We start from the raw sequence: 18,308 nt of genomic DNA, 5'->3' as shown, positions 1-18,308 counted from the left end.
AGACGCCGAAATGCCCTGGCCCCTCATCCGCCTCCTCCCGCGCGAGTTCCACGTGGACTTCGTGCGGGGCGCGCCCGTCGCGGCGATCATCTCGGCCGTCCTGATCGCGGGCTCCATCGGCTCGTTCGTCGTCCAAGGCCTGAACTTCGGCATCGACTTCGTCGGCGGCACCGCCATCGAGGTGCGCACCAAGGGGCCCGTGCCCCTGGGCGAGCTGCGCGCCGCCGTGCCCGCCGCGGGCGGCCATGACGCCCAGGTCCAGGGCTTCGGCCGCCCGGACACCGCCATCGTGCGCTTCCGCACCGAGGGCGCCGACACCTTCAAGGCCGCCGACGCGGTGAAGCAGAAGCTTGCTGTCCGCTTCCCCGGCATGGAGTTCAAGCCGCCGGTGGTGGTGGGTCCGAAGGTCTCGGGCGAGCTGATGACCTCGGGCTTCATGGCGCTCGGCATCGCGATGGCGCTGATGCTGGCCTACATCTGGTTCCGCTTCCAACTGCAGTTCGGCCTGGGCGCCGTGGTCGCGGTGTTCCACGACGTGATCCTGACCCTGGGCCTGCTGTCGCTGACCCAGATCGAGTTCTCGATGACCTCGATCGCCGCGCTGCTCACCGTCATCGGCTACTCGATGAACGAGAAGGTCATCACCTTCGACCGGCTTCGCGAGAACCTGCGCAAGTACAAGACCACGCCGCTGCGCGACGTGATCAACAAGTCCGAGAACGAGCGTCTGTCGCGCACCCTGATCACCGGCTCGACGGCGATCCTGGCGCTGTCGGGCGCGCTGTTCCTGGGCGGCCCGGTGCTGTTCCCGCTGGTCTCGACCATGGTGTTCGGCGTGCTCATCGGCACCTACTCGTCGATCTACGTCGCCCTGCCGATCATCCTGCTGTGGGGTGTGAAGCGGAACGACGAGCCGGCCGAGCCGCTGAAGCCGGCGACCTCATCGGTGCAGCGCCCGTAGCCGGGGCAAGGTGGCCCGCAACGCGCCCACGATCGACGCCTACGGCGACGGCGGCTTCCGCCTCGCCGGCGCGCGGCACGAGGGCTCGGTGCTGATCCTGAACGACGAGCCGCGCGCCTGGGCGGTGTGCGAGTTCGGCAAGCTGACGCTGGCCGACCTGCGGCCCGTGCTGGAGGCCGGCGCGGCGGACGTCGAGTTCGTACTGCTGGGCACGGGGCCGAGGAACGCGCTGCCGCCCCGCGAAATCCGCGACGGCCTGCGCGCCGCCGGCATCGGGCTGGAATTCATGGACACGCCCGCGGCGGCCCGGCTCTACAACCTGCTGACCTCGGAAGGCCGCCGGCTGGCGGCGGCGTTGATCGCCGTATAGGCCTCCCCGACTTCGAACGTCCCGGCGCAAGGCCGGGGATGCCGTCCGGTGAGGAGGGCGGCCCGGACAGAGCCACACTTCCGGCTTGAAGGGAAACGCCCTATACCCAGGCGCAGGGCAGGACTCACGAGGGCACAATAATGGCTGGATTGCTCGCCAATTTCCGCAACACCGTCATCCTCAGCGTGATCCTCGCGCTGGTCATGGTGGTCGCTTATTCGCAAGGCCCGCAGGGGACCGACGCCGCCTTCTGGCAGGCCGTGCTGCGCTGGGTGCATACCTTCTTCGGCATCCTGTGGATCGGGCTGCTCTACTATTTCAACTTCGTCCAGATCCGGAAGATGCCGGAGATCCCGGCCGAGCTGAAGCCGGCGGTGTCGAAGTACATCGCGCCCGAGGCGCTGTTCTGGTTCCGCTGGGCGGCGGCGGGCACCGTGCTGTTCGGCCTGCTGGTGGCCTACTCCCGCGGCGCCAACTACGCCCACGAGGCGCTGACCTTCGGCCTCTACGGCGGCCTGGCGCCGACCGACAAGGGCTTCACCCTGCTGGGCGTCGGCATGTGGCTGGCGATCATCATGTTCCTGAACGTCTGGGTGTTCATCTGGCCGAACCAGAAGATCGCGCTCGGCATCGTCGACGGCGACGCCGACGCGAAGGCCAAGGCGGGCCGCATCGCGATGCTCTTCTCGCGGACGAACCTGCTGCTCTCGATCCCCATGCTGACGTCGATGACCATGACGCAGACGCTGTTCGGGTAAGGGCCGGGGCGCGCTACGGAGAGGCCCGCCCTCGCGGCGGGCCTTTTTCGTTTCGGACGACGATGAGCGACGACGACCTCGACGACCTGATCCGGCGCGTGGACCCCGACCGCTGGCTCTCCAGCCGCTTCATCGGCGATGCGAAGCTGCGCGCGGACGTCATCGCGATCTATGCCTACGATCACGAGCTGGCGCGGGCGCCCAAGGTGGCGTCGAACCCGCTGCTGGGCGAGATCCGGCTGACCTGGTGGCGCGAGGCGCTGGACGAGATCTACGAAGGCCGTCCCGCGCGCCGCCATCCGACGGCGCAGGCGCTGGCCGGCGTGGTGAAGCGGCATGGCCTGGAACGCGCGATGCTCGAGGACATGATCGACGCCCGCTATCGCGAGCTCGACGCCACGCCGATGAGCGAGGAAGAGGCCCTTGATTGGGCCCGCGACACTGGCGGCTGGGCGGCGGTCCTCGCCGCGCGGATTCTCGACCCGGACTCGCCCGCCGAGAATGCGGCGCTTGGCGGTTGTCTCTGGATGCTCCGCGGCATGTTCGAGACCCGGCCCGATATGCGCATCGCCATCGGCCGGACGGCGTCGCACGCCATGATCGACGCCCGGTTCATGAGCGCCGCGGCCTTTCCGGCTGTCGCCCACGCCACCCTCGTGATGCGGCCGGCGAAGTCGGAGATCGGGCGGAGATTGCGTCTGACGTGGGCGGTCGCCCGCGGTCGCCTCTAGAGCGAGATGCGTGATTCGGGAATCACGCAGCTCGCTCTAGATTTTTGATTTCGCGCCGTTTTCGCCGAAAACCGGTCACCACTTTTCGGCACGACGCTCTAGCCCGGCGTCCAGGGACGCAGGCGCGGGCGCCAGCGGGGGACGGCGGCGAAGAAGGCGGCGTAGTGGTCGGGGAACTGGCGGCGCAGCGTCGGCTCCTCGTAGCCCAGCACGAAGGCGTGGAAGCCCAGCCACAGCACCAGGCCATAGGCCGCCACCCGCCAGTCCGCGAACAGCGCCGCCTGGCCCAGCACCATGGCGGTCACCGCCACGTACATCGGATTGCGGACCCGGCGGTAGGCGCCGGTGACGACCAGGCGGTCCGGCGGCGCGAGCGGGGCCGGCGTGCCGCGGCCCTGCAGGGCGAAGCGCCCGAAGCACTCGATGAGCAGGGCGAGCCCGAGCGCCGCGACGAGGCCGCCCAGCGCCGCCAGTGGCAGGTTCGAAGCCGGCCCCTCCCAGCGCGTGAGCCACCAGGGGATCAGGCCGGCCAGCGTCCCGGGCGCGACGACGAGGAAGAGCGCCGAGCCCAGGACCGCATAGCTGCGCTTCATGATGGCGCCTCCCGCCGGGGGAAGCGCCACTGTACGCCCCCTACTCCGCGGCGGCGAGGGTCGGGGCCGGATGGCCGGCCCAGGCGGCGAGGTCGCTGAGCGCGCGCTCGCCCATGGCCCGCTTCTTCAGCCGGGTCTTCTCCTTCGCGCCCAGCCGGCGGCCTTCGGCGTCGCGCCTGGGCGGGGCCATCGGGGGCAGGAGGCCGTAGTTGATGTTCATCGGCTGGAACGATCCCCCCCTGCCTTCCTGGGGGCCGCCTTCGAGATGCCCGCCGGTGATGTGGCCGACGAGGCCGCCCAGGGCCGTTGTGGCGGGCGGCGCGTCGATCGGCCGGCCCAGGCGCTCGGCGGCGGCGAAGCGGCCGGCCAGCAGGCCCACCGCGGCGCTCTCGACATAGCCTTCCACGCCCGTGACCTGGCCCGCGAACCGCAGGCGCGGCTCGGCCTTCAGGCGCAGGTTCGCGTCGAGCAGGCGCGGCGAGTTGATGAAGGTGTTGCGGTGCAGGCCGCCCAGGCGCGCGAACACCGCCTTCTCCAGCCCCGGGATCATGCGGAAGATCTCGGTCTGGGCGCCGTGCTTCAGCTTGGTCTGGAAGCCCACCATGTTCCACAGCGTGCCCAGGGCGTTGTCCTGGCGCAGTTGCACGACGGCATAGGCCTTCTCGTCGGGCTTGTGCGCGTTGGTCAGGCCCACCGGCTTCATCGGCCCGTGGCGCAGGGTCTCGCGGCCGCGCTCGGCCATCACCTCGATCGGCAGGCAGCCGTCGAAGTAGGGGACGTTCTCCCAGTCCTTGAACTCCGACTTCGGCCCCGCCAGCAGGGCGTCGATGAAGGCCTCGTACCGGGCCTGGTCCATCGGGCAGTTGATGTAGGCGGCCGCGTCGCCGCCGGGACCCACCTTGTCGTAGCGCGACTGGCGCCAGCACACGCCCATGTCGACCGAGTCGAAGTTCACGATGGGGGCGATGGCGTCGAAGAAGCTGAGCTGCCCCTCGCCGGTCAGCGCGAGGATCGCGTCCGAGAGGGCGGGCGAGGTGAGGGGGCCGGTGGCCACGATCACGCTGTCCCACTCGGCGGGCGGCAGGCCGGCGACCTCCTCGCGGGCGATGGTGACGAGCGGATGGGCCTCCAGCCGCGCGGTGACGGCTTGGGCGAAGCCGTCGCGGTCGACGGCCAGCGCGCCGCCGGCCGGCACCTGATGGGCGTCGCCGCACGACATGATGATCGAGCCCAGGGCCCGCATCTCGGCATGCAGCAGGCCGACGGCATTGCCGGCCCAGTCGTCCGCGCGGAACGAGTTGGAGCAGACCAGCTCGGCCAGCCGGTCGGTCTGGTGGGCGTCGGTGCCGCGCACGGGCCGCATCTCGTGCAGCACCACGGGAACGCCGGCCTCGGCGATCTGCCAGGCGGCTTCCGAGCCCGCGAGCCCGCCGCCGATCACATGAACAGGTCTCATCGACATGCGTTGCCTACTAGCAACTGTGCGCCCGGATCGCGAGCGGGGCCTTGCGGCACGTAACGGCAGCGCGGCAATCTCCTCGGCTCAATCGAGGCCCGAGTCGCGCTCCAGATGCGGCGCGCCGCGCGGCAGGGCCCAAGGGACCGGAATGACAGCGATCTCCGCGACGGACGCCGCCCTCGAGGGCTTCCGCATCACCCGCGAGCGGCCGAAGGTCGTGGCCGGGTGGGCGCTGTTCCTACTGGCCACCAACATCCTGTGGGCGCTGATCACGGTGATCCTGCCGGAGGATGCCCGCGCCGCGCTGGCCAAGATCGCCAGCCAGGAGGCGCCGGACGCCCAGGAGCTGCTGGACGCGCTCGCCGCCGCCGCGCCGCTGCTGCTGATCGGCCTGCTGGTCCAGCGCACCATGGATGCGGCGGTCTATCGCCTGATGCTGCGGCCGCAGGACAGCCGGTTCGCCTACCTGCGGCTCGGCCCGGACGAGATCCGGCTCTGCATGCTGCGCCTGATCTTCCTGGCGATGACGATCCTCTACATCGCGGTCGTGCAGTTCGGCATCGTGATCCTGTCGTTCACCGCCTCGCCGTTCGGCGACGCCGCCCGGCTCTTCGTGGCGTCCCTGGGCGAGCTGGTGTCGTGGGGCGTGCTGCTGCTGCTGACGGTGCGGCTCAGCCTGGCTTCGGTGCTCACCTTCGAGCGCCGGAAGCTGTCGTTCTTCGCGTCGTGGGACCTGACCAAGGGCCTGTTCTGGCGCATCCTGGGCATCCAGCTCCTCGCCGTCTGCTGCATCGCCGTGCTGGGCATCTTGGTCTTCGTGATCTGGTCGTCGGTGTCGGGCGCGATCCTGCTGCTCAACGGCGGCAGCCTCGGCGATCTCTCGAAGATCATGCAGCCCAGCGACGTCAGCCTGAAGGCCTACCTGAACCCGGTCGTGCTGGCCTATTCGATCATCGGGACGCTGTTCACCGCGATCTACTCGGCCGTGATCCCCGCCCCCGGCGCCTTCATCTACCAGCACCTGAAGCAGGACGGCCGCGTCAGCTAGACGGCCGGCGGCGACCTTGCGTTCATCCCTCCCCTTCAGGGGAGGGACAGACCGCGGAGCGGTCAGGGTGGGGAGACCACGGCTCGTCCCCAGGCGCTTCCCGACCAAGGCGCGACGGGCGCGCCTCGAGCGCAAGTACGATGACGTCCATGACCCGGTCGATGTCTTCCCGAACCTCGTGGTTCCAGAACCGCAGTACATGGAAGCCTTGGCGGCGAAGAACCGCATCGCGGGTGCGGTCATGCTCTGCCTGATCCTTATCGCCATGTTGGCCGCCATCGAGCTCGATCACGACCATCCGGTCCACGCAAACGAAGTCGAGGTAGTAGCCGCGGAACGGATGCTGGCGTCGGATGCGGAAGCCGCGGGCGCGGAGGCGTTTCAGGCGGCCCCAGAGCCAGACCTCCGGCTCGGTCATGTTGTTCCGCAACTCGCGGGCTCGGAAGGCGCGTGCGGTGTACGGCATCCGGTTTCCCCACCCTGGCGCCTGCGGCGCCTGTCCCTCCCCTGAAGGGGAGGGATGTTCTATGCGCTGACCTTTTCGCGCTTCCCCGCGCCCTTGCGCTGGCGGTGGCGTTCGAGGAGGTCGTGGAGGTAGCGGCCGGTCCAGCTCCGGGGGTTCGCCGCCACGTCTTCGGGGCTGCCGGTGGCCACGATCTCGCCGCCGCCGTCGCCGCCCTCGGGGCCGAAGTCGACGATCCAGTCGGCGGTCTTCACGACGTCGAGGTTGTGCTCGATGACCACGACCGTGTTGCCCTGGTCGGCCAGCTCGTGGAGCACCTCCAGCAGCTTCTTCACGTCCTCGAAGTGCAGGCCTGTCGTGGGCTCGTCGAGGATGTAGAGGGTCTTGCCCGTGGCGCGCCGCGACAGCTCCTTCGACAGCTTCACCCGCTGGGCCTCGCCGCCCGACAGCGTCGTCGCCTGCTGGCCCACCTTGATGTAGCCCAGGCCCACCTGCTTCAGCGTCTCCATCTTCTCGCGGATCGGCGGCACGGCCTTGAAGAACTCGGCGGCCTCCTCGACGGTCATGTCGAGGGTGTCGGCGATGTTCTTGCCCTTGAACAGGATCTCCAGCGTCTCGCGGTTGTAGCGGCGGCCGGCGCAGACGTCGCAGGTCACGTACACGTCCGGCAGGAAGTGCATCTCGATCTTGATCAGGCCGTCGCCCTGGCAGGCCTCGCAGCGGCCGCCCTTCACGTTGAACGAGAAACGGCCCGGGCCGTAGCCGCGCGCCTTGGCCTCGGGCAGGCCGGCGAACCAGTCGCGGATGGGCTGGAAGGCGCCCGTGTAGGTGGCCGGGTTCGACCGCGGCGTCCGCCCGATGGGCGACTGGTCGATGTCGATGACCTTGTCGAAGTGCTCCAGCCCCTCGATCCGGTCGTGGGGGGCGGGCGCGTCGGAGGCGTTGTGCAGCCGGCGCGCAGCGGCCTTGTAGAGCGTCTCGATGGTGAAGGTGGACTTGCCCCCGCCGCTGACGCCGGTGATGCAGGTGAAGGTCCCCACGGGGATCTCGGCGGTGACGTCCTTCAGGTTGTTGCCCCGGGCGCCGACGACGCGCAGCACCTTCGTCTTCGAGATCGGCCGCCGGTCCTGCGGCACCGCGATCTCGCGCCCGCCCGAGAGGTACTGGCCGGTGATGCTCCTGGGGTTGGCCATCACCTCGGCCGGCTTGCCCTCGGCGATCACGTGGCCGCCGTGGACGCCCGCGGCGGGGCCCATGTCGATGACGTGGTCAGCGGTGAGGATCGCCTCCTCGTCGTGCTCGACCACCAGCACCGAGTTGCCGAGGTCGCGCAGGCCCTTCAGCGAGGTCAGCAGGCGGGTGTTGTCGCGCTGGTGCAGGCCGATGGACGGCTCGTCCAGCACGTAGAGCACGCCGGTCAGGCCCGAGCCGATCTGGCTGGCCAGGCGGATGCGCTGGCTCTCGCCGCCCGAGAGCGTGCCCGAGCTGCGCGACAGGTTGAGGTAGTCGAGGCCGACGTTCACCAGGAAGCGCAGGCGGTCGTTGATCTCCTTCAGGATCCGCCGCGCGATCTCCATCTGCTTGTCTGTGAGCGTGGCTTCCAGGCCCTCGAACCACGCCTGCGCGTGCTTGATCGAGAGGCGCGAGACGACGCCGATGTGCTCGCCGGCGATCTTCACCGCCAGGGCCTCGGGCTTCAGGCGATAGCCCTCGCAGGCGGTGCAGGGCGTCTCGGACTGGTAGCGGCCCAGCTCCTCGCGGACCCATGAGCTGTCGGTCTCGCGCCAGCGGCGCTCCAGGTTCGGCAGCACGCCCTCGAAGGTCTTGTTGACCTCGTACTTGCGGGCGTTGTCGTCGTAGACGAAGCGGATCTTCTCGTCGCCCGAACCGTGGAGGATCACCTCCCGGGCCTTCTCGGGCAGCTTCCAGAAGGGCGCGTCCATCGAGAAGTCGTAGTGGCGGGCGAGCGCCTGCAGTGTCTGGGTGTAGAGGGGCGAGGGGCCCTTGGCCCACGGCGAGATCGCGCCCTTGTGCAGGGTCTTGTCCTTGTCGGGGACGATCAGGTCGGCGTCGAAGGCGAGCTTGGCGCCCAGGCCGTCGCACGCCGGGCAGGCGCCGTAGGGGTTGTTGAACGAGAACAGCCGGGGCTCGATCTCGCTGATCGTGAAGCCCGAGACCGGGCAGGCGAACTTCTCGGAGAAGATGATCCGCTTCGGCTCGGTCTCGCCGTCCGCCAGGTCGGCCCATTCGGCCACGGCGATGCCGTCGGCCAGCTTCAGCGCTGTGGCCAGGCTGTCGGCGTAGCGCTGCTCCAGGCCGGGCTTGGTGACGATCCGGTCCACGACGATGTCGATGTCGTGCTTGAACTTCTTGTCGAGCGCTGGGGCGTCCTCGATGAGCATCAGTTCGCCGTTGACCTTCACGCGCTGGAAGCCCGCCTTCTGCCATTCGGCGAATTCCTTGCGGTACTCGCCCTTGCGGCCGCGCACGACGGGGGCCAGCAGGTTGAGGCGCGTGCCTTCCGGCAGAGCGTTCAGCTTGTCGACCATCTGGCTGACGGTCTGGCTCTCGATGGGCAGGCCGGTGGCGGGCGAATAGGGGACGCCCACCCGCGCCCAGAGCAGGCGCATGTAGTCATGGATCTCGGTCACCGTGCCGACCGTCGAGCGCGGGTTGCGGCTGGTGGTCTTCTGCTCGATGGAGATGGCCGGCGACAGGCCTTCGATCAGGTCGACGTCGGGCTTGCTCATCAGCTCCAGGAACTGGCGCGCGTAGGCCGACAGGCTCTCGACGTAGCGGCGCTGGCCCTCGGCGTAGATGGTGTCGAACGCCAGCGAGCTCTTGCCCGAGCCCGACAGGCCGGTGATCACCACCAGCTCGCCCCGCGGAATGTCGAGGCTCACGTCCTTCAGATTGTGCTCGCGCGCCCCGCGGACGCGGATGAAGTTCTGATGGTCGGCCATGCTGTCCCGGAAACGCCCTGCCGCCGGCGGAAGGTCCCGCCGGCGGACACCGCAATGTAGGTAACCGGCGACTCAGATAACACAGGAACGTACGGGGAACAAAGCCCCTGCGACCTTACGCGCGCGAGGCCTGCTGACACCACGCTGGCAGGAGGGGCGGATCGGGCTTTAAGAAACCTATGCGAGAACATTTGACTCTATCGCGTACAGGGTGCGTTATTCGGATAACGCCGAAATGGGAAGCGGCGTGTTCGGGGGCCTGATCATGTCTGGACGGACGTCGCGCGTCGTCGCGCTGGTGCTTGCGGGGGCAATGCTGTCGGGCTGCGCCTCGACCCTTCGCTGGATGGGCCATCGACAGCAGGTCGGGCCCTACAGCATTTTCGAGGCGCAGACGCGGGGCTCTCTGGTCGATCGCTGCAAGGCCGCGGAGAGCAACGAGACCAATCCGGCCTGGAACGACGCGAGGGAGAAGCCCTATCGGCGGCTCTCGGACGACCCCTTCACCGGAGGCCGGGGACGATACCAGCACAGCGTGCTGATCACCCACTGCGACCATGTCAGGAAGTTCTATGCCGCCCCGATGGACTTGCAGCCCGACGCGGCGGTGGACCACTATCGCGAGGGTGTCGTGCTTGCCGATGCGCAGTGCATCAACTGGTTCGCCATGCTGGACGGGACGCGGCGGGCGAGCGCGACGGCGCGGGGCTTCACCAGCGGCGTCTTCACCCTCGCGACGGTCGTCCAGGGCTTCACGGGGGTGGAGCCGAACGCGATCGGCATCGTCGCGGCGACGGGCCGCAGCGTCAGCGAGGGCTTCGGCAACGTCGAGGCCAACTACCTCCTGAGCCAGGAACTGCCCTCGGCCTACGAAGCTTTCCAGGCCTATCGCAGCCGACTGGCGCAGGCATACCTGGAGGGCGGGGTGATCGTCGATCGCGTCTCGGCCGACCAGTATCTCCAGGACTACGAGGCGACCTGCTCGTCGTCAGGGCTCCAGACGTTCCTGAACAAGGCCGTCCAGGCGGCGGGGCGCGGCCAGGCGATCCAGGAGGCGCTGCCCCCGATCCTTCGCGCCGACCTGGACGTGGCCGCCGCCGTGGCCGGCGTCGATCTCGGCTCGATCCGGCCGCTGAACGACAACGACCTGACCTACCTAGCCCTGCTGTGGTTCGTGGAACCCCAGAAGGCGGAGGGCGCCAAGGGCGACGCGGACAAGCAGAAGATCTACGACAAGGCCGTCGCGGCGCTGGACAAGAAGCTGGACCGCAACGTGCCCACGGAGAACGGCGACAGGTCTCTGAAGGCGCTCGCCACGGCCGACACCGAGGGCGTCAAGCGCGCGAAGGCGCAGCTCAAGAAGTCCAACGGCCTTGCCCACCTGACCAAGGCGGCGGCGGTTCTCTATGAGGCCGAGGCGACGGCCAAGCCGCCGGCTGCGACGGTGGCGGCGGGCGGCTAGGCCCGCCGACGCCCGGCCCAGCCGTAGAGGACGGCCACGACGCCCGCGTAGCCGGCGAGCGCCAGCCAGGGCGCGGCGGGGAAGCCTTCGGAGACGACGGCCAGCGGGGCCCCGGAGTTGGTGGCGACGATCAGGCCGGAGAGGGCTCTAGAACCGGCGCTTGAAGCCTACCCGCGTCGGGCCGGCGCGCCAGCCCTCGTCGTTGGTCCATCCGTCCTTCGGACGCAGATCGACCTCCGGGATCTCGTCCGTCTCGTCGGCCAGCTTCAGCGTCACCCGGCCGGCGTTCGGATGGGACGGTGGCAGGCCGTCCGCGCGGCGAGCTCCGGCGTCGTCGCGCCGCGAGGCGGCCAGGTCGTGTGCGGCCGTCGGGGCGGCCCGTGGCGCGGCCGCCACGACGGCCGCCGGCCAGGCCTGGGCCAGGGCGGGCAGCGGCGCGGCGCCCAGCAGCGAGCCCGCGATCAGAAAGGTCTTCAGACGGTTCAACTCAAGCTCTCCAGCATGGAACCGCCCGGCAGAACCCCCTCGGATCGCTTTGGTTTCCAAGGCCGCGCTCGCGATCACACGGATGTCAGACCGCGACCCGATCGATGCGCGCCGCGCAACCCCCTGCGCCCGCCTCGTGGAGGTGTCCGGATTGCGCGAGCGCCGGCCAACCCCTAGATAGCCGGCTCCCACCCGAGAGGAGCAGGCCGATGCGGCTCGCGCTGGACAGTCCGACCACCCGATGCGTCCACACCGCGATGACCGACACCCATGCCCGCACCCCTCGTCACGCTCGACGGCCTCAGCTACGCTACGCCTGACGGCCAGAGCCTCTTCCGAAGTCTGACCCTCGCCTTCGGGGCCGAACGCACCGGCCTCGTGGGCCGCAACGGCGTGGGCAAGTCCACGCTGCTGCGGATCGTGGCCGGCGAGCTCTCGCCGACCGCCGGAGCCGTCGCCGTGCGCGGCCGCCTGGGCGTGCTGCGCCAGGCGCTGGAGCCGCCGGCGGGCGCAAGCGTCGCCGACCTGCTGGGCGTGACCGGGCCCCTGGCGCGGCTGAAGCGCATCGAGGCCGGCGCGGGCTCCGAGGCCGATTTCGCCGACGCCGACTGGGCGCTGGAGAGCCGGCTGGAGGCGGCGCTGGCCGAGGTCGACCTCGCGGGGTTCGACCTCGACCGGCCGGCCGTGTCGCTGAGCGGCGGGCAGGTGACGCGGGCCATGCTGGCGGGCCTGCTCGCCGCCGGGCCCGACATGCTGATCCTGGACGAGCCCACCAACAACCTCGACGCCGCCGCCCGCGACCTGGTGGCCGAGGTGCTGGGCCGGTGGAAGGGTGGGGCGATCGTGGTCAGCCACGACCGGGCGCTGCTGCGGCGCATGGACCGGATCGTGGAGCTCTCGACCCTGGGCGCCCAGGTGTTCGGCGGCGACTACGACCTCTACGCCGCGCGCAAGGCCGAGGCCGAGGCGGCCGCCGCGCGGGAGCTGGCCGACGCGCAGAAGGGCGCCGCCCGGGTCGCCCGCGAGGTCCAGCTCGCCGCCGAACGCAAGCAGCGCAAGGACGCCGCGGGCAAGCGCGCGCGGGCGAAGAACGACGCGCCGAAGATCTTGCTCGACGCCAAGCAGCAGCGGGCCGAGAACTCCGGCGCCCGCGCGGTCCGATTGGCGGACCGGCTGAAGACCGAGGCCGCCGACGCCCTGGCCGCCGCGGACGCGAGGGTGGAGCGTGTGCGCCGCCTCAGCTTCGAGCTGCCGCCGTCGGGGCTCGCGGCCGGCAAGACGGTGCTGGCGCTGGAGGACGTGGGCTTCGCCTGGCCCGGCCAGCCGCCGCTGATCCGCGGCCGCTCGCTGAAGATCACGGGCCCAGAGCGGATTGCGGTCTCCGGTCCCAACGGCTCGGGCAAGACCACCCTGATCCGCCTCGCCGCCGGCGAGCTCGAACCCACCGCCGGCCGGATCGTCCGGGGCGCGCCCGCCGCCTTCCTCGACCAGCAGACGGCGCTGCTGGGCGATGACGCGAGCCTCGTGGCGGCTTTCCGCCGCCTGAACCCGGCGTCGGGCGAGAACGCCGCCCGCGCGGCGCTGGCCCGCTTCCTGTTCCGCAACGCCGCCGCGGAGAAGCCGGTGCGCGCGCTGTCCGGCGGCGAGCGCCTGCGCGCGGCGCTGGCCTGCGTGCTGCTGGGCGACCGGCCGCCGCAACTGCTGATCCTGGACGAGCCCACCAACCACCTGGACCTGGACTCCATCGGCGCCGTCGAGGCCGCGCTCGGCGGCTACGACGGCGCCCTCCTGGTCGTCAGCCACGACCGCGACTTCCTGGCCGCGATCGGGATCGAGACGGAGGTCCTGCTCTGATCCTCCCCGATCGAGCTACTTCGGTCCGGCGGCCTGCAGCGCCCTCACCTTGTCGAGGTGGGCCTGGATCGTCGGGACGGCCTTGGCGGCGGCGCCCTTCAGGCCGATGTCGTCGCCCTTGTCGGCATAGCCCTTCATCAGGTCCAGGGCTTCGCTGTGCGCGGCTTCCTGCTGGCTGAGGTAGGCGTTGTCGAAGTCCTCGGGCTTGGCGGCGTTCAGGTTGTCGATCATGCCCTTGCGGCGTTCGTCGAGGCCGGTGGGGGGCGTCTTGCCCGCCGCGGAGACCAGCGGCTTCATGTCGTTCGCCATCCTGGTGTGGTCGGCCACCATCATCTTGCCGAACGCTTTCACGTCGGCGGACCGGCCCTTCGTCGAGGCGATCTTGCCGGCTTCGATCTCGTACATGTCGCTGATCGCGGCGTTGGTGACGAAGTCGTCCGTCGAGACCTGGCCGATGGTGTTGGCGGCGACGGCCCCCACTGCGGCGGCGGTCGCGTCCTGGACGGCGTTGACGGCTTCGTTGGACGTCCCCGGGTCGGCGGGATCGGGCTGGGCGTCCTTCTTCTGGCAGGCGGCGAGCGTGAGGGCGGTCGCGGCGGCGGCCGCGAACAGCGCGAAGGTCTTCATGGCGTCATGCATCTCCCGTGGGAATCCGGGCGAGCAACAGCCGGGCTAGCGTGTTTGTTCCGGCGGCGGCGGGACCAGGACCACGTCCGGCCCGAAGATGTGGAGACGGTCGCCGGGCAGGTCGACGACCGCCCGGAACGGGCGCAGGAAGCCGGAGCCGAGCAGGCCGGTGGGCGCGGGCGCGTGCGCCCCCGGGGCGTAGATCTGGATGTCGGCCGCCCGGGCGTCGATGGCGCCGATCTGCAGGGTCCGCGCGCGGACGACGCGGTCGAGGGAGAGGCCGCCCAGGCCGACCGAGCGGGCCTCGCGGACGGCGCGACCCGGCGCGAGCAGCCCGGCGGCGCGGGCGGCGTCCTCGGTCAGCGCGATGGAGCCGCTGGCGCCGGTGTCGAGCAGGAGCTGCAGCGGGTGGCCGTCGAGCTTCACCTCGACCAGCGGGGCGCCGTGGCGCCGCACGATCGGGATCGTCGACGCGGCGCCCGGACGGATCAACTGGCCCGGCGCGCCGAAGCGGGCGCGGCTGCGGACGAAGTCGAGCTCGAACACCACCTCGTTCAGCACGTCGCGGCCGATCAGGAGCTGGAAGTCGCGCGCGGTGACGCGGGCGATGGCGGCGAGGTCGAGGGCGGCGGCGTGGATCCCGTCGACGCGCAGGCCCGGCAGCGCCAGGTCGAGGCCGACGGTGTGGGTCAGCGTCGGGCGGCCGGTGACGCCGTAGGCCAGGATCGGCGCGGCGAGGGTGCGGGGCAGGTTCAGGCGCTGCGCCGTGGCGCGGTCGATGGCCGAGAACTGGGCTCCGGTGTCCACCACGGCCCGCAGCGGCGTCCCGTTCACCGTGACGTCGATCTCGGCGAGGCCCCGGGGCGGCAGCGGCAGCCACGGCGTCGGCTTGCCGTCCGCGAACCGCGGCGTCAGCGGCGGCCAGGGGATGCGGTCGCGCAGCAGGAACACCGCGCCGCCCGCCGCCGCGAGCAGCCCGAGGCGCGTGAGCAGGGCGCGGCGGGTCGTCACTGGGTCTCGAGGTCTTCCGTGCCGATGCGCCAATGGCCGTCGAGCCAGGCCAGCGCCTCGCGGGCCGCCGGGTGGTCGAAGGTCGCGAAGCGTCGCTTCAGGTTGCCGTGCCGCTCCTCGCCCAGCCGGTCGAGGCCGGTGTCGTCCAGCAGCAGGATGGCGCGCTCGAGGTAGTCGGCGAGGTCGGGGCCGCACACCTCGGCGGCGGCGCGGCGGAAGGCGGCCAGGTACTCGTAGCCCTCGCCCCTGGCGTAGCTCTCGGCCAGCGTCAGGCAGGGGATGCGGCTGAGCACGGCCTGGGAGGCGGTGTTGACCCCGTGGGCGGCGATGTGCGGGCCGATGGAGGCGGGCCGGCCGGTGAAGGCGCGCAGGTGCAGGTGCTGGCTCATGCGCGGGCCGTCGTTGACGGGGTAGTTGTCCCAGAGGAACGGCTTCCTGCGGAACTGCTCGGTCACGCGGGCCAGGTGGCCGGGGGAGAACTCCCTCGCGCAGACCTCCTCGCCGGTCCACATGAGCTCGATCTTCGGGTCGAGGCCGCGGCCGAGGTCTTCGAGATAGTCGGCGGGGCGGCGGCCGAACACCCGGTCGAGCACCGCGTCGTCGGTGTAGTAGCTGGGGCAGACGATCAGGCGGCCGGCCTTCGTCCGCTCGGCGATCCAGTGGACGATCTCGACCTGGCGCTCGGCGAGGTCGGCCTGGTCGCCCTTCATGTCGTCGAAGAAGACGCCGAGGTCGGCGAGGCCCAGGCTGTCGAGCTGGGCGAGCTTGGCGGCCAGCGCGTCCTTCGAGGGGCCGTCGAAGTTCTGGAAGAGCGCGTAGGGGCTGAGGCCCACGCCGAAGCGCACGCCCTGGCCACGGCAGACGGCGGCGAAGTCGCCGAGGTCCTTCAGCGTCGCGTCCGGGTAGGGCTCGCGCCACTTTCGCCGCAGGTGGCCGTCGATCTTCGGCGCATAGATGTAGAAGCCGTAGCCGGCGGGCTTGAGCGCCCGGACCATGTCGGCCCGCTCGTCCCACGTGTAGGGCCGGCCGAAGAAGCCCTCGATGATGCCGAGTTCCGGAGTCATGGTCCCTGCATAGCTGACGGCGGTTGCGATAACGCTGTAAATTTGTAAGGTCGCGGCCAGCAAACCCCGGGAGGAGCCCGCCATGAACCCCAACGCCGAGTTCGACGTGATCGTCTATGGCGCCACCGGCTACACCGGCCGCCTCGTCGCCGAGCACCTGGCCAGGCAATACGGCGTGGGCGGCGAGGTGAAGTGGGCCATGGCCGGCCGCTCGAAGGCGAAGCTCGAAGAGGTGCGCGACGGGATCGGCGCCCCGAAAGCGACGCCGCTGGTGGTGGCCGACGCCGCCGACCCGGCCTCGCTGGACGCCATGGCGGCGCGGACCAGGGCGGTGATCACCACGGTCGGGCCCTACCAGCTCTACGGCGACGCGCTGGTCGACGCCTGCGTGAAGGCCGGGACCGACTGCCTCGACCTGTCGGGCGAGCCCAACTGGATGCGCAAGGTCATCGACACGCACGGCGCGGCGGCCAGGGCGTCGGGCGCGCGGATCCTGCACTCGTGCGGGTTCGACTCGATCCCGTTCGAGATGGGCGTGTGGTTCTGCGAGGAGACGGCGAAGGCGCAGTTGGGCCACGTGGTTCCGCGCGTGAAGGGCCGGGTGCGCGGCCTCGACGGCGGGCTCTCGGGCGGCACGGCGGCCAGCGGCGCGGCCACCATGGCGGCGATCCAGAAGGACCCGTCGCTGCTGGCCGTCATGATGAGTCCGTTCGGCCTGACGCCCGGCTTCGAAGGCCCGCCCCAGCCGGCCGGCCAGGCGCCGGAGGACGACCCGGACGTGGGTCCCGTGGGGCCGTTCATGATGGCGGTGATCAACACCAAGAACGTCCACCGCTCGAACCTCCTGATGGGCCATCCCTACGGCAAGGACTTCGTCTACGACGAGATGGTGATGGGCGGGCCGGGCGGCGGCGTGGGCTTCACCGACCTGGGCAGCCTGCCGGGCGGCGGGCCGAAGCCGGGCGAGGGGCCGACGCGGGAGGAGCGCGAGCGCGGCTTCTTCGACGTGCTGTTCATCGGTGTCGACGCCGGCGGCCGGCGCGTGAAGGTGGCCGTGAAGGGCGACAAGGACCCCGGCTACGGCTCCACCTCGAAGATGCTGGCTGAGACGGCGATCGCCCTGGTGCGCGCGCCCGACGTGCCGGGCGGCGTCTGGACGCCGGGGGCGGCGCTGCAGGGGCGGCTGAAGGACCGGCTCCAGGCGCACGCGGGCCTGAGCTTCGAGGTCGAGAGCTAGGCTGCGCGATCACGTCGGGCTACACGCTCTGCGCGACCCGATGCCCCTCAGAATGGAGGGCGCTTGATCCGGCGGCGCAAGGCGACTAGGGCACGGCTTTGCTGCGCTGCACACCTCCCCAGTGACGTCGCGCGCCCGACGACAGGACCGTCTCATGTATCGCTTTTTCGCCGCGGCCGGTGTCGCCCTCGCGCTCGGCGCGCCCACGGTGGCGTCGGCCGAGACCGCCGCCGACTTCAACCTGTTCGTGCTGGGCGTCCTGACCGCGCAGGGCAGCGACACCGAGGGCCGCGTGGCGGTCGGCGGCGATGCGACGCTGAGCCCCTACACGATCGGCCAGTCGGCGCCGGCGGGCGGCATAAACCTCGTTGTCGGCGGCGACCTGGTCTCGACCAACGGCGGGAACGTCTTCAACGGCGGCATCATGGTGGGCGGCTCGACCACGGGCGTGCAGGCCTATCAGCAAAGCCAGATCGTCCCCGGCGCGCTGCCGGTGGACTTCACCGACGAGCAGGCGCGCCTCTACAGCCTGACCGACTATCTCAAGGGCCTGGCCGACACGGGCGCGATCTCGATCGTCAACTACGGCGTTCACAACACCCAGATCACGCTGACCGGGTCGAACGCGGGCCTCAACGTGTTCAATCTGGACGCGGCCGATGTGAACGACGCCGGCACGATCAACCTGAACCTGACCAACGGCGGCTACGCGATCATCAACGTCGTGGGGACCGGCTCGATCAGCTTCTACAACGGCAGCCTGCACGTGACCGGCGGCAACGAGCGCAACGTGCTCTGGAACCTGCCCGGGATCACCGGCCTGTCGGTCGCCTCGTGGGGCGGCAGCGGCTCGATCCTGGCGCCCTACGCCAACTACAATCCGGTGGGCTACGGCAACATCAACGGCCAGCTCATCGTCGCCAACTTCAGCGGCAGCTATGCGGCGGCCACCCAGATCAACAACTACAAGTTCGTCGGCGGCGAGCTGGGCATGCTCTTCAGCGGCTTCGCCGTGCCCGAGCCGGCCACCTGGGCCCTGATGATCGGCGGCTTCGGCCTGGCCGGCGCCGCCCTGCGCCGCCGCCGCGCCCTGGCGGCGTAGACAGCGAACCTCTCCCGTTCACGGGCAGGGCAATCGCATATGGCTTGTGGGCGGCCTGTCCGCCCGATTCATGAACCGCAGAGATCGCGGAGATGCGCAGAGAAGCTCTCCCACGATTG

17 protein-coding genes are annotated in these 18,308 nt (G+C 70.5%); 9 read left to right on the top strand and 8 right to left on the bottom strand.

Features of this window, described 5'->3' with window-relative positions; translation table 11 throughout:
• Nucleotides 1-10: 10 nt before the first annotated feature.
• The 4 genes from secF to KF737_RS10720 all read left to right on the top strand — a co-directional run bounded on the left by secF (nt 11) and on the right by KF737_RS10720 (nt 2,820).
• A complete protein-coding gene (gene secF / locus KF737_RS10735) occupies nt 11-961 on the top strand; it encodes a protein translocase subunit SecF (protein WP_296454247.1) in 951 nt (316 codons plus the stop codon).
• 10 nt (nt 962-971) lie between these two features.
• The gene (locus KF737_RS10730) at nt 972-1,331 is read left to right on the top strand and encodes an Mth938-like domain-containing protein (RefSeq protein WP_296454245.1); all 360 of its coding nucleotides are present in this window, start codon (nt 972-974) and stop codon (nt 1,329-1,331) included.
• Nucleotides 1,332-1,471: 140 nt separating this feature from the next.
• Nucleotides 1,472-2,089 carry a hypothetical protein gene (locus tag KF737_RS10725; protein WP_296454243.1) on the top strand — a complete coding sequence of 206 codons (618 nt, stop codon included), beginning with the start codon at nt 1,472-1,474 and terminating at the stop codon, nt 2,087-2,089.
• A 62-nt stretch (nt 2,090-2,151) separates the two neighbouring features.
• Nucleotides 2,152-2,820, top strand: coding sequence for a squalene/phytoene synthase family protein (locus KF737_RS10720; protein WP_296454241.1), 669 nt, complete (start codon nt 2,152-2,154; stop codon nt 2,818-2,820).
• Between the two features lie 98 nt (nt 2,821-2,918).
• Here KF737_RS10720 and KF737_RS10715 read toward each other — a convergent pair whose 3' ends face one another.
• Both KF737_RS10715 and trmFO read right to left on the bottom strand, forming a co-directional pair.
• Nucleotides 2,919-3,413 (bottom strand): isoprenylcysteine carboxylmethyltransferase family protein, encoded by a 495-nt coding sequence (locus tag KF737_RS10715; protein ID WP_296454239.1) that lies wholly within the window; start codon nt 3,411-3,413, stop codon nt 2,919-2,921.
• A gap of 40 nt (nt 3,414-3,453) precedes the next feature.
• Complete coding sequence (gene trmFO / locus KF737_RS10710; RefSeq protein ID WP_296454237.1) at nt 3,454-4,875, bottom strand: methylenetetrahydrofolate--tRNA-(uracil(54)-C(5))-methyltransferase (FADH(2)-oxidizing) TrmFO; 1,422 nt, start codon at nt 4,873-4,875, stop codon at nt 3,454-3,456.
• A 145-nt stretch (nt 4,876-5,020) separates the two neighbouring features.
• Between trmFO and KF737_RS10705 the strand changes: the two genes are divergently transcribed.
• Complete coding sequence (locus tag KF737_RS10705; protein ID WP_296454235.1) at nt 5,021-5,920, top strand: hypothetical protein; 900 nt, start codon at nt 5,021-5,023, stop codon at nt 5,918-5,920.
• A gap of 22 nt (nt 5,921-5,942) precedes the next feature.
• On the opposite strand, the gene KF737_RS10700 is transcribed toward KF737_RS10705, so the two are convergent.
• Nucleotides 5,943-6,386 carry an endonuclease domain-containing protein gene (locus KF737_RS10700; protein WP_296454232.1) on the bottom strand — a complete coding sequence of 148 codons (444 nt, stop codon included), beginning with the start codon at nt 6,384-6,386 and terminating at the stop codon, nt 5,943-5,945.
• A gap of 59 nt (nt 6,387-6,445) precedes the next feature.
• Nucleotides 6,446-9,346, bottom strand: coding sequence for an excinuclease ABC subunit UvrA (uvrA, locus tag KF737_RS10695; protein ID WP_296454230.1), 2,901 nt, complete (start codon nt 9,344-9,346; stop codon nt 6,446-6,448).
• Nucleotides 9,347-9,611: 265 nt separating this feature from the next.
• On the opposite strand from uvrA, the gene KF737_RS10690 reads away from it, so the two are divergent.
• Entirely contained in the window at nt 9,612-10,808 is a 1,197-nt protein-coding gene (locus KF737_RS10690; RefSeq protein ID WP_296454227.1) for a hypothetical protein, read from the top strand.
• Nucleotides 10,809-10,955: 147 nt separating this feature from the next.
• Here the strand turns inward: KF737_RS10690 and KF737_RS10685 are convergent, their stop codons facing one another.
• Entirely contained in the window at nt 10,956-11,294 is a 339-nt protein-coding gene (locus tag KF737_RS10685; RefSeq protein WP_296454225.1) for a hypothetical protein, read from the bottom strand.
• Between the two features lie 270 nt (nt 11,295-11,564).
• Between KF737_RS10685 and KF737_RS10680 the strand changes: the two genes are divergently transcribed.
• The gene (locus KF737_RS10680; RefSeq protein WP_296454223.1) at nt 11,565-13,148 is read left to right on the top strand and encodes an ABC-F family ATP-binding cassette domain-containing protein; all 1,584 of its coding nucleotides are present in this window, start codon (nt 11,565-11,567) and stop codon (nt 13,146-13,148) included.
• A gap of 15 nt (nt 13,149-13,163) precedes the next feature.
• Here KF737_RS10680 and KF737_RS10675 read toward each other — a convergent pair whose 3' ends face one another.
• From KF737_RS10675 to KF737_RS10665, 3 genes are read right to left on the bottom strand one after another with little or no spacing between them, the layout of a single operon-like run.
• Entirely contained in the window at nt 13,164-13,787 is a 624-nt protein-coding gene (locus KF737_RS10675) for a DUF4142 domain-containing protein (protein WP_296454221.1), read from the bottom strand.
• A 33-nt stretch (nt 13,788-13,820) separates the two neighbouring features.
• Nucleotides 13,821-14,786 (bottom strand): aspartyl protease family protein, encoded by a 966-nt coding sequence (locus tag KF737_RS10670; RefSeq protein ID WP_296454219.1) that lies wholly within the window; start codon nt 14,784-14,786, stop codon nt 13,821-13,823.
• Entirely contained in the window at nt 14,783-15,850 is a 1,068-nt protein-coding gene (locus tag KF737_RS10665; protein WP_296454217.1) for a beta-N-acetylglucosaminidase domain-containing protein, read from the bottom strand. The genes KF737_RS10670 and KF737_RS10665 overlap by 4 nt, the downstream gene beginning before the upstream one ends.
• Nucleotides 15,851-15,932: 82 nt before the next feature.
• Between KF737_RS10665 and KF737_RS10660 the strand changes: the two genes are divergently transcribed.
• The gene (locus KF737_RS10660) at nt 15,933-17,087 is read left to right on the top strand and encodes a trans-acting enoyl reductase family protein (protein ID WP_296454215.1); all 1,155 of its coding nucleotides are present in this window, start codon (nt 15,933-15,935) and stop codon (nt 17,085-17,087) included.
• 154 nt (nt 17,088-17,241) lie between these two features.
• Nucleotides 17,242-18,189, top strand: coding sequence for a collagen-binding domain-containing protein (locus KF737_RS10655; RefSeq protein ID WP_296454213.1), 948 nt, complete (start codon nt 17,242-17,244; stop codon nt 18,187-18,189).
• Nucleotides 18,190-18,308: the final 119 nt, after the last annotated feature.

Source organism: Phenylobacterium sp., from assembly GCF_019636135.1.
Taxonomy (GTDB): domain Bacteria; phylum Pseudomonadota; class Alphaproteobacteria; order Caulobacterales; family Caulobacteraceae; genus Phenylobacterium.
The sequence above is the reverse complement of the archived record's forward strand: the minus strand, read 5'-3'. Positions and strand labels throughout refer to the sequence as shown.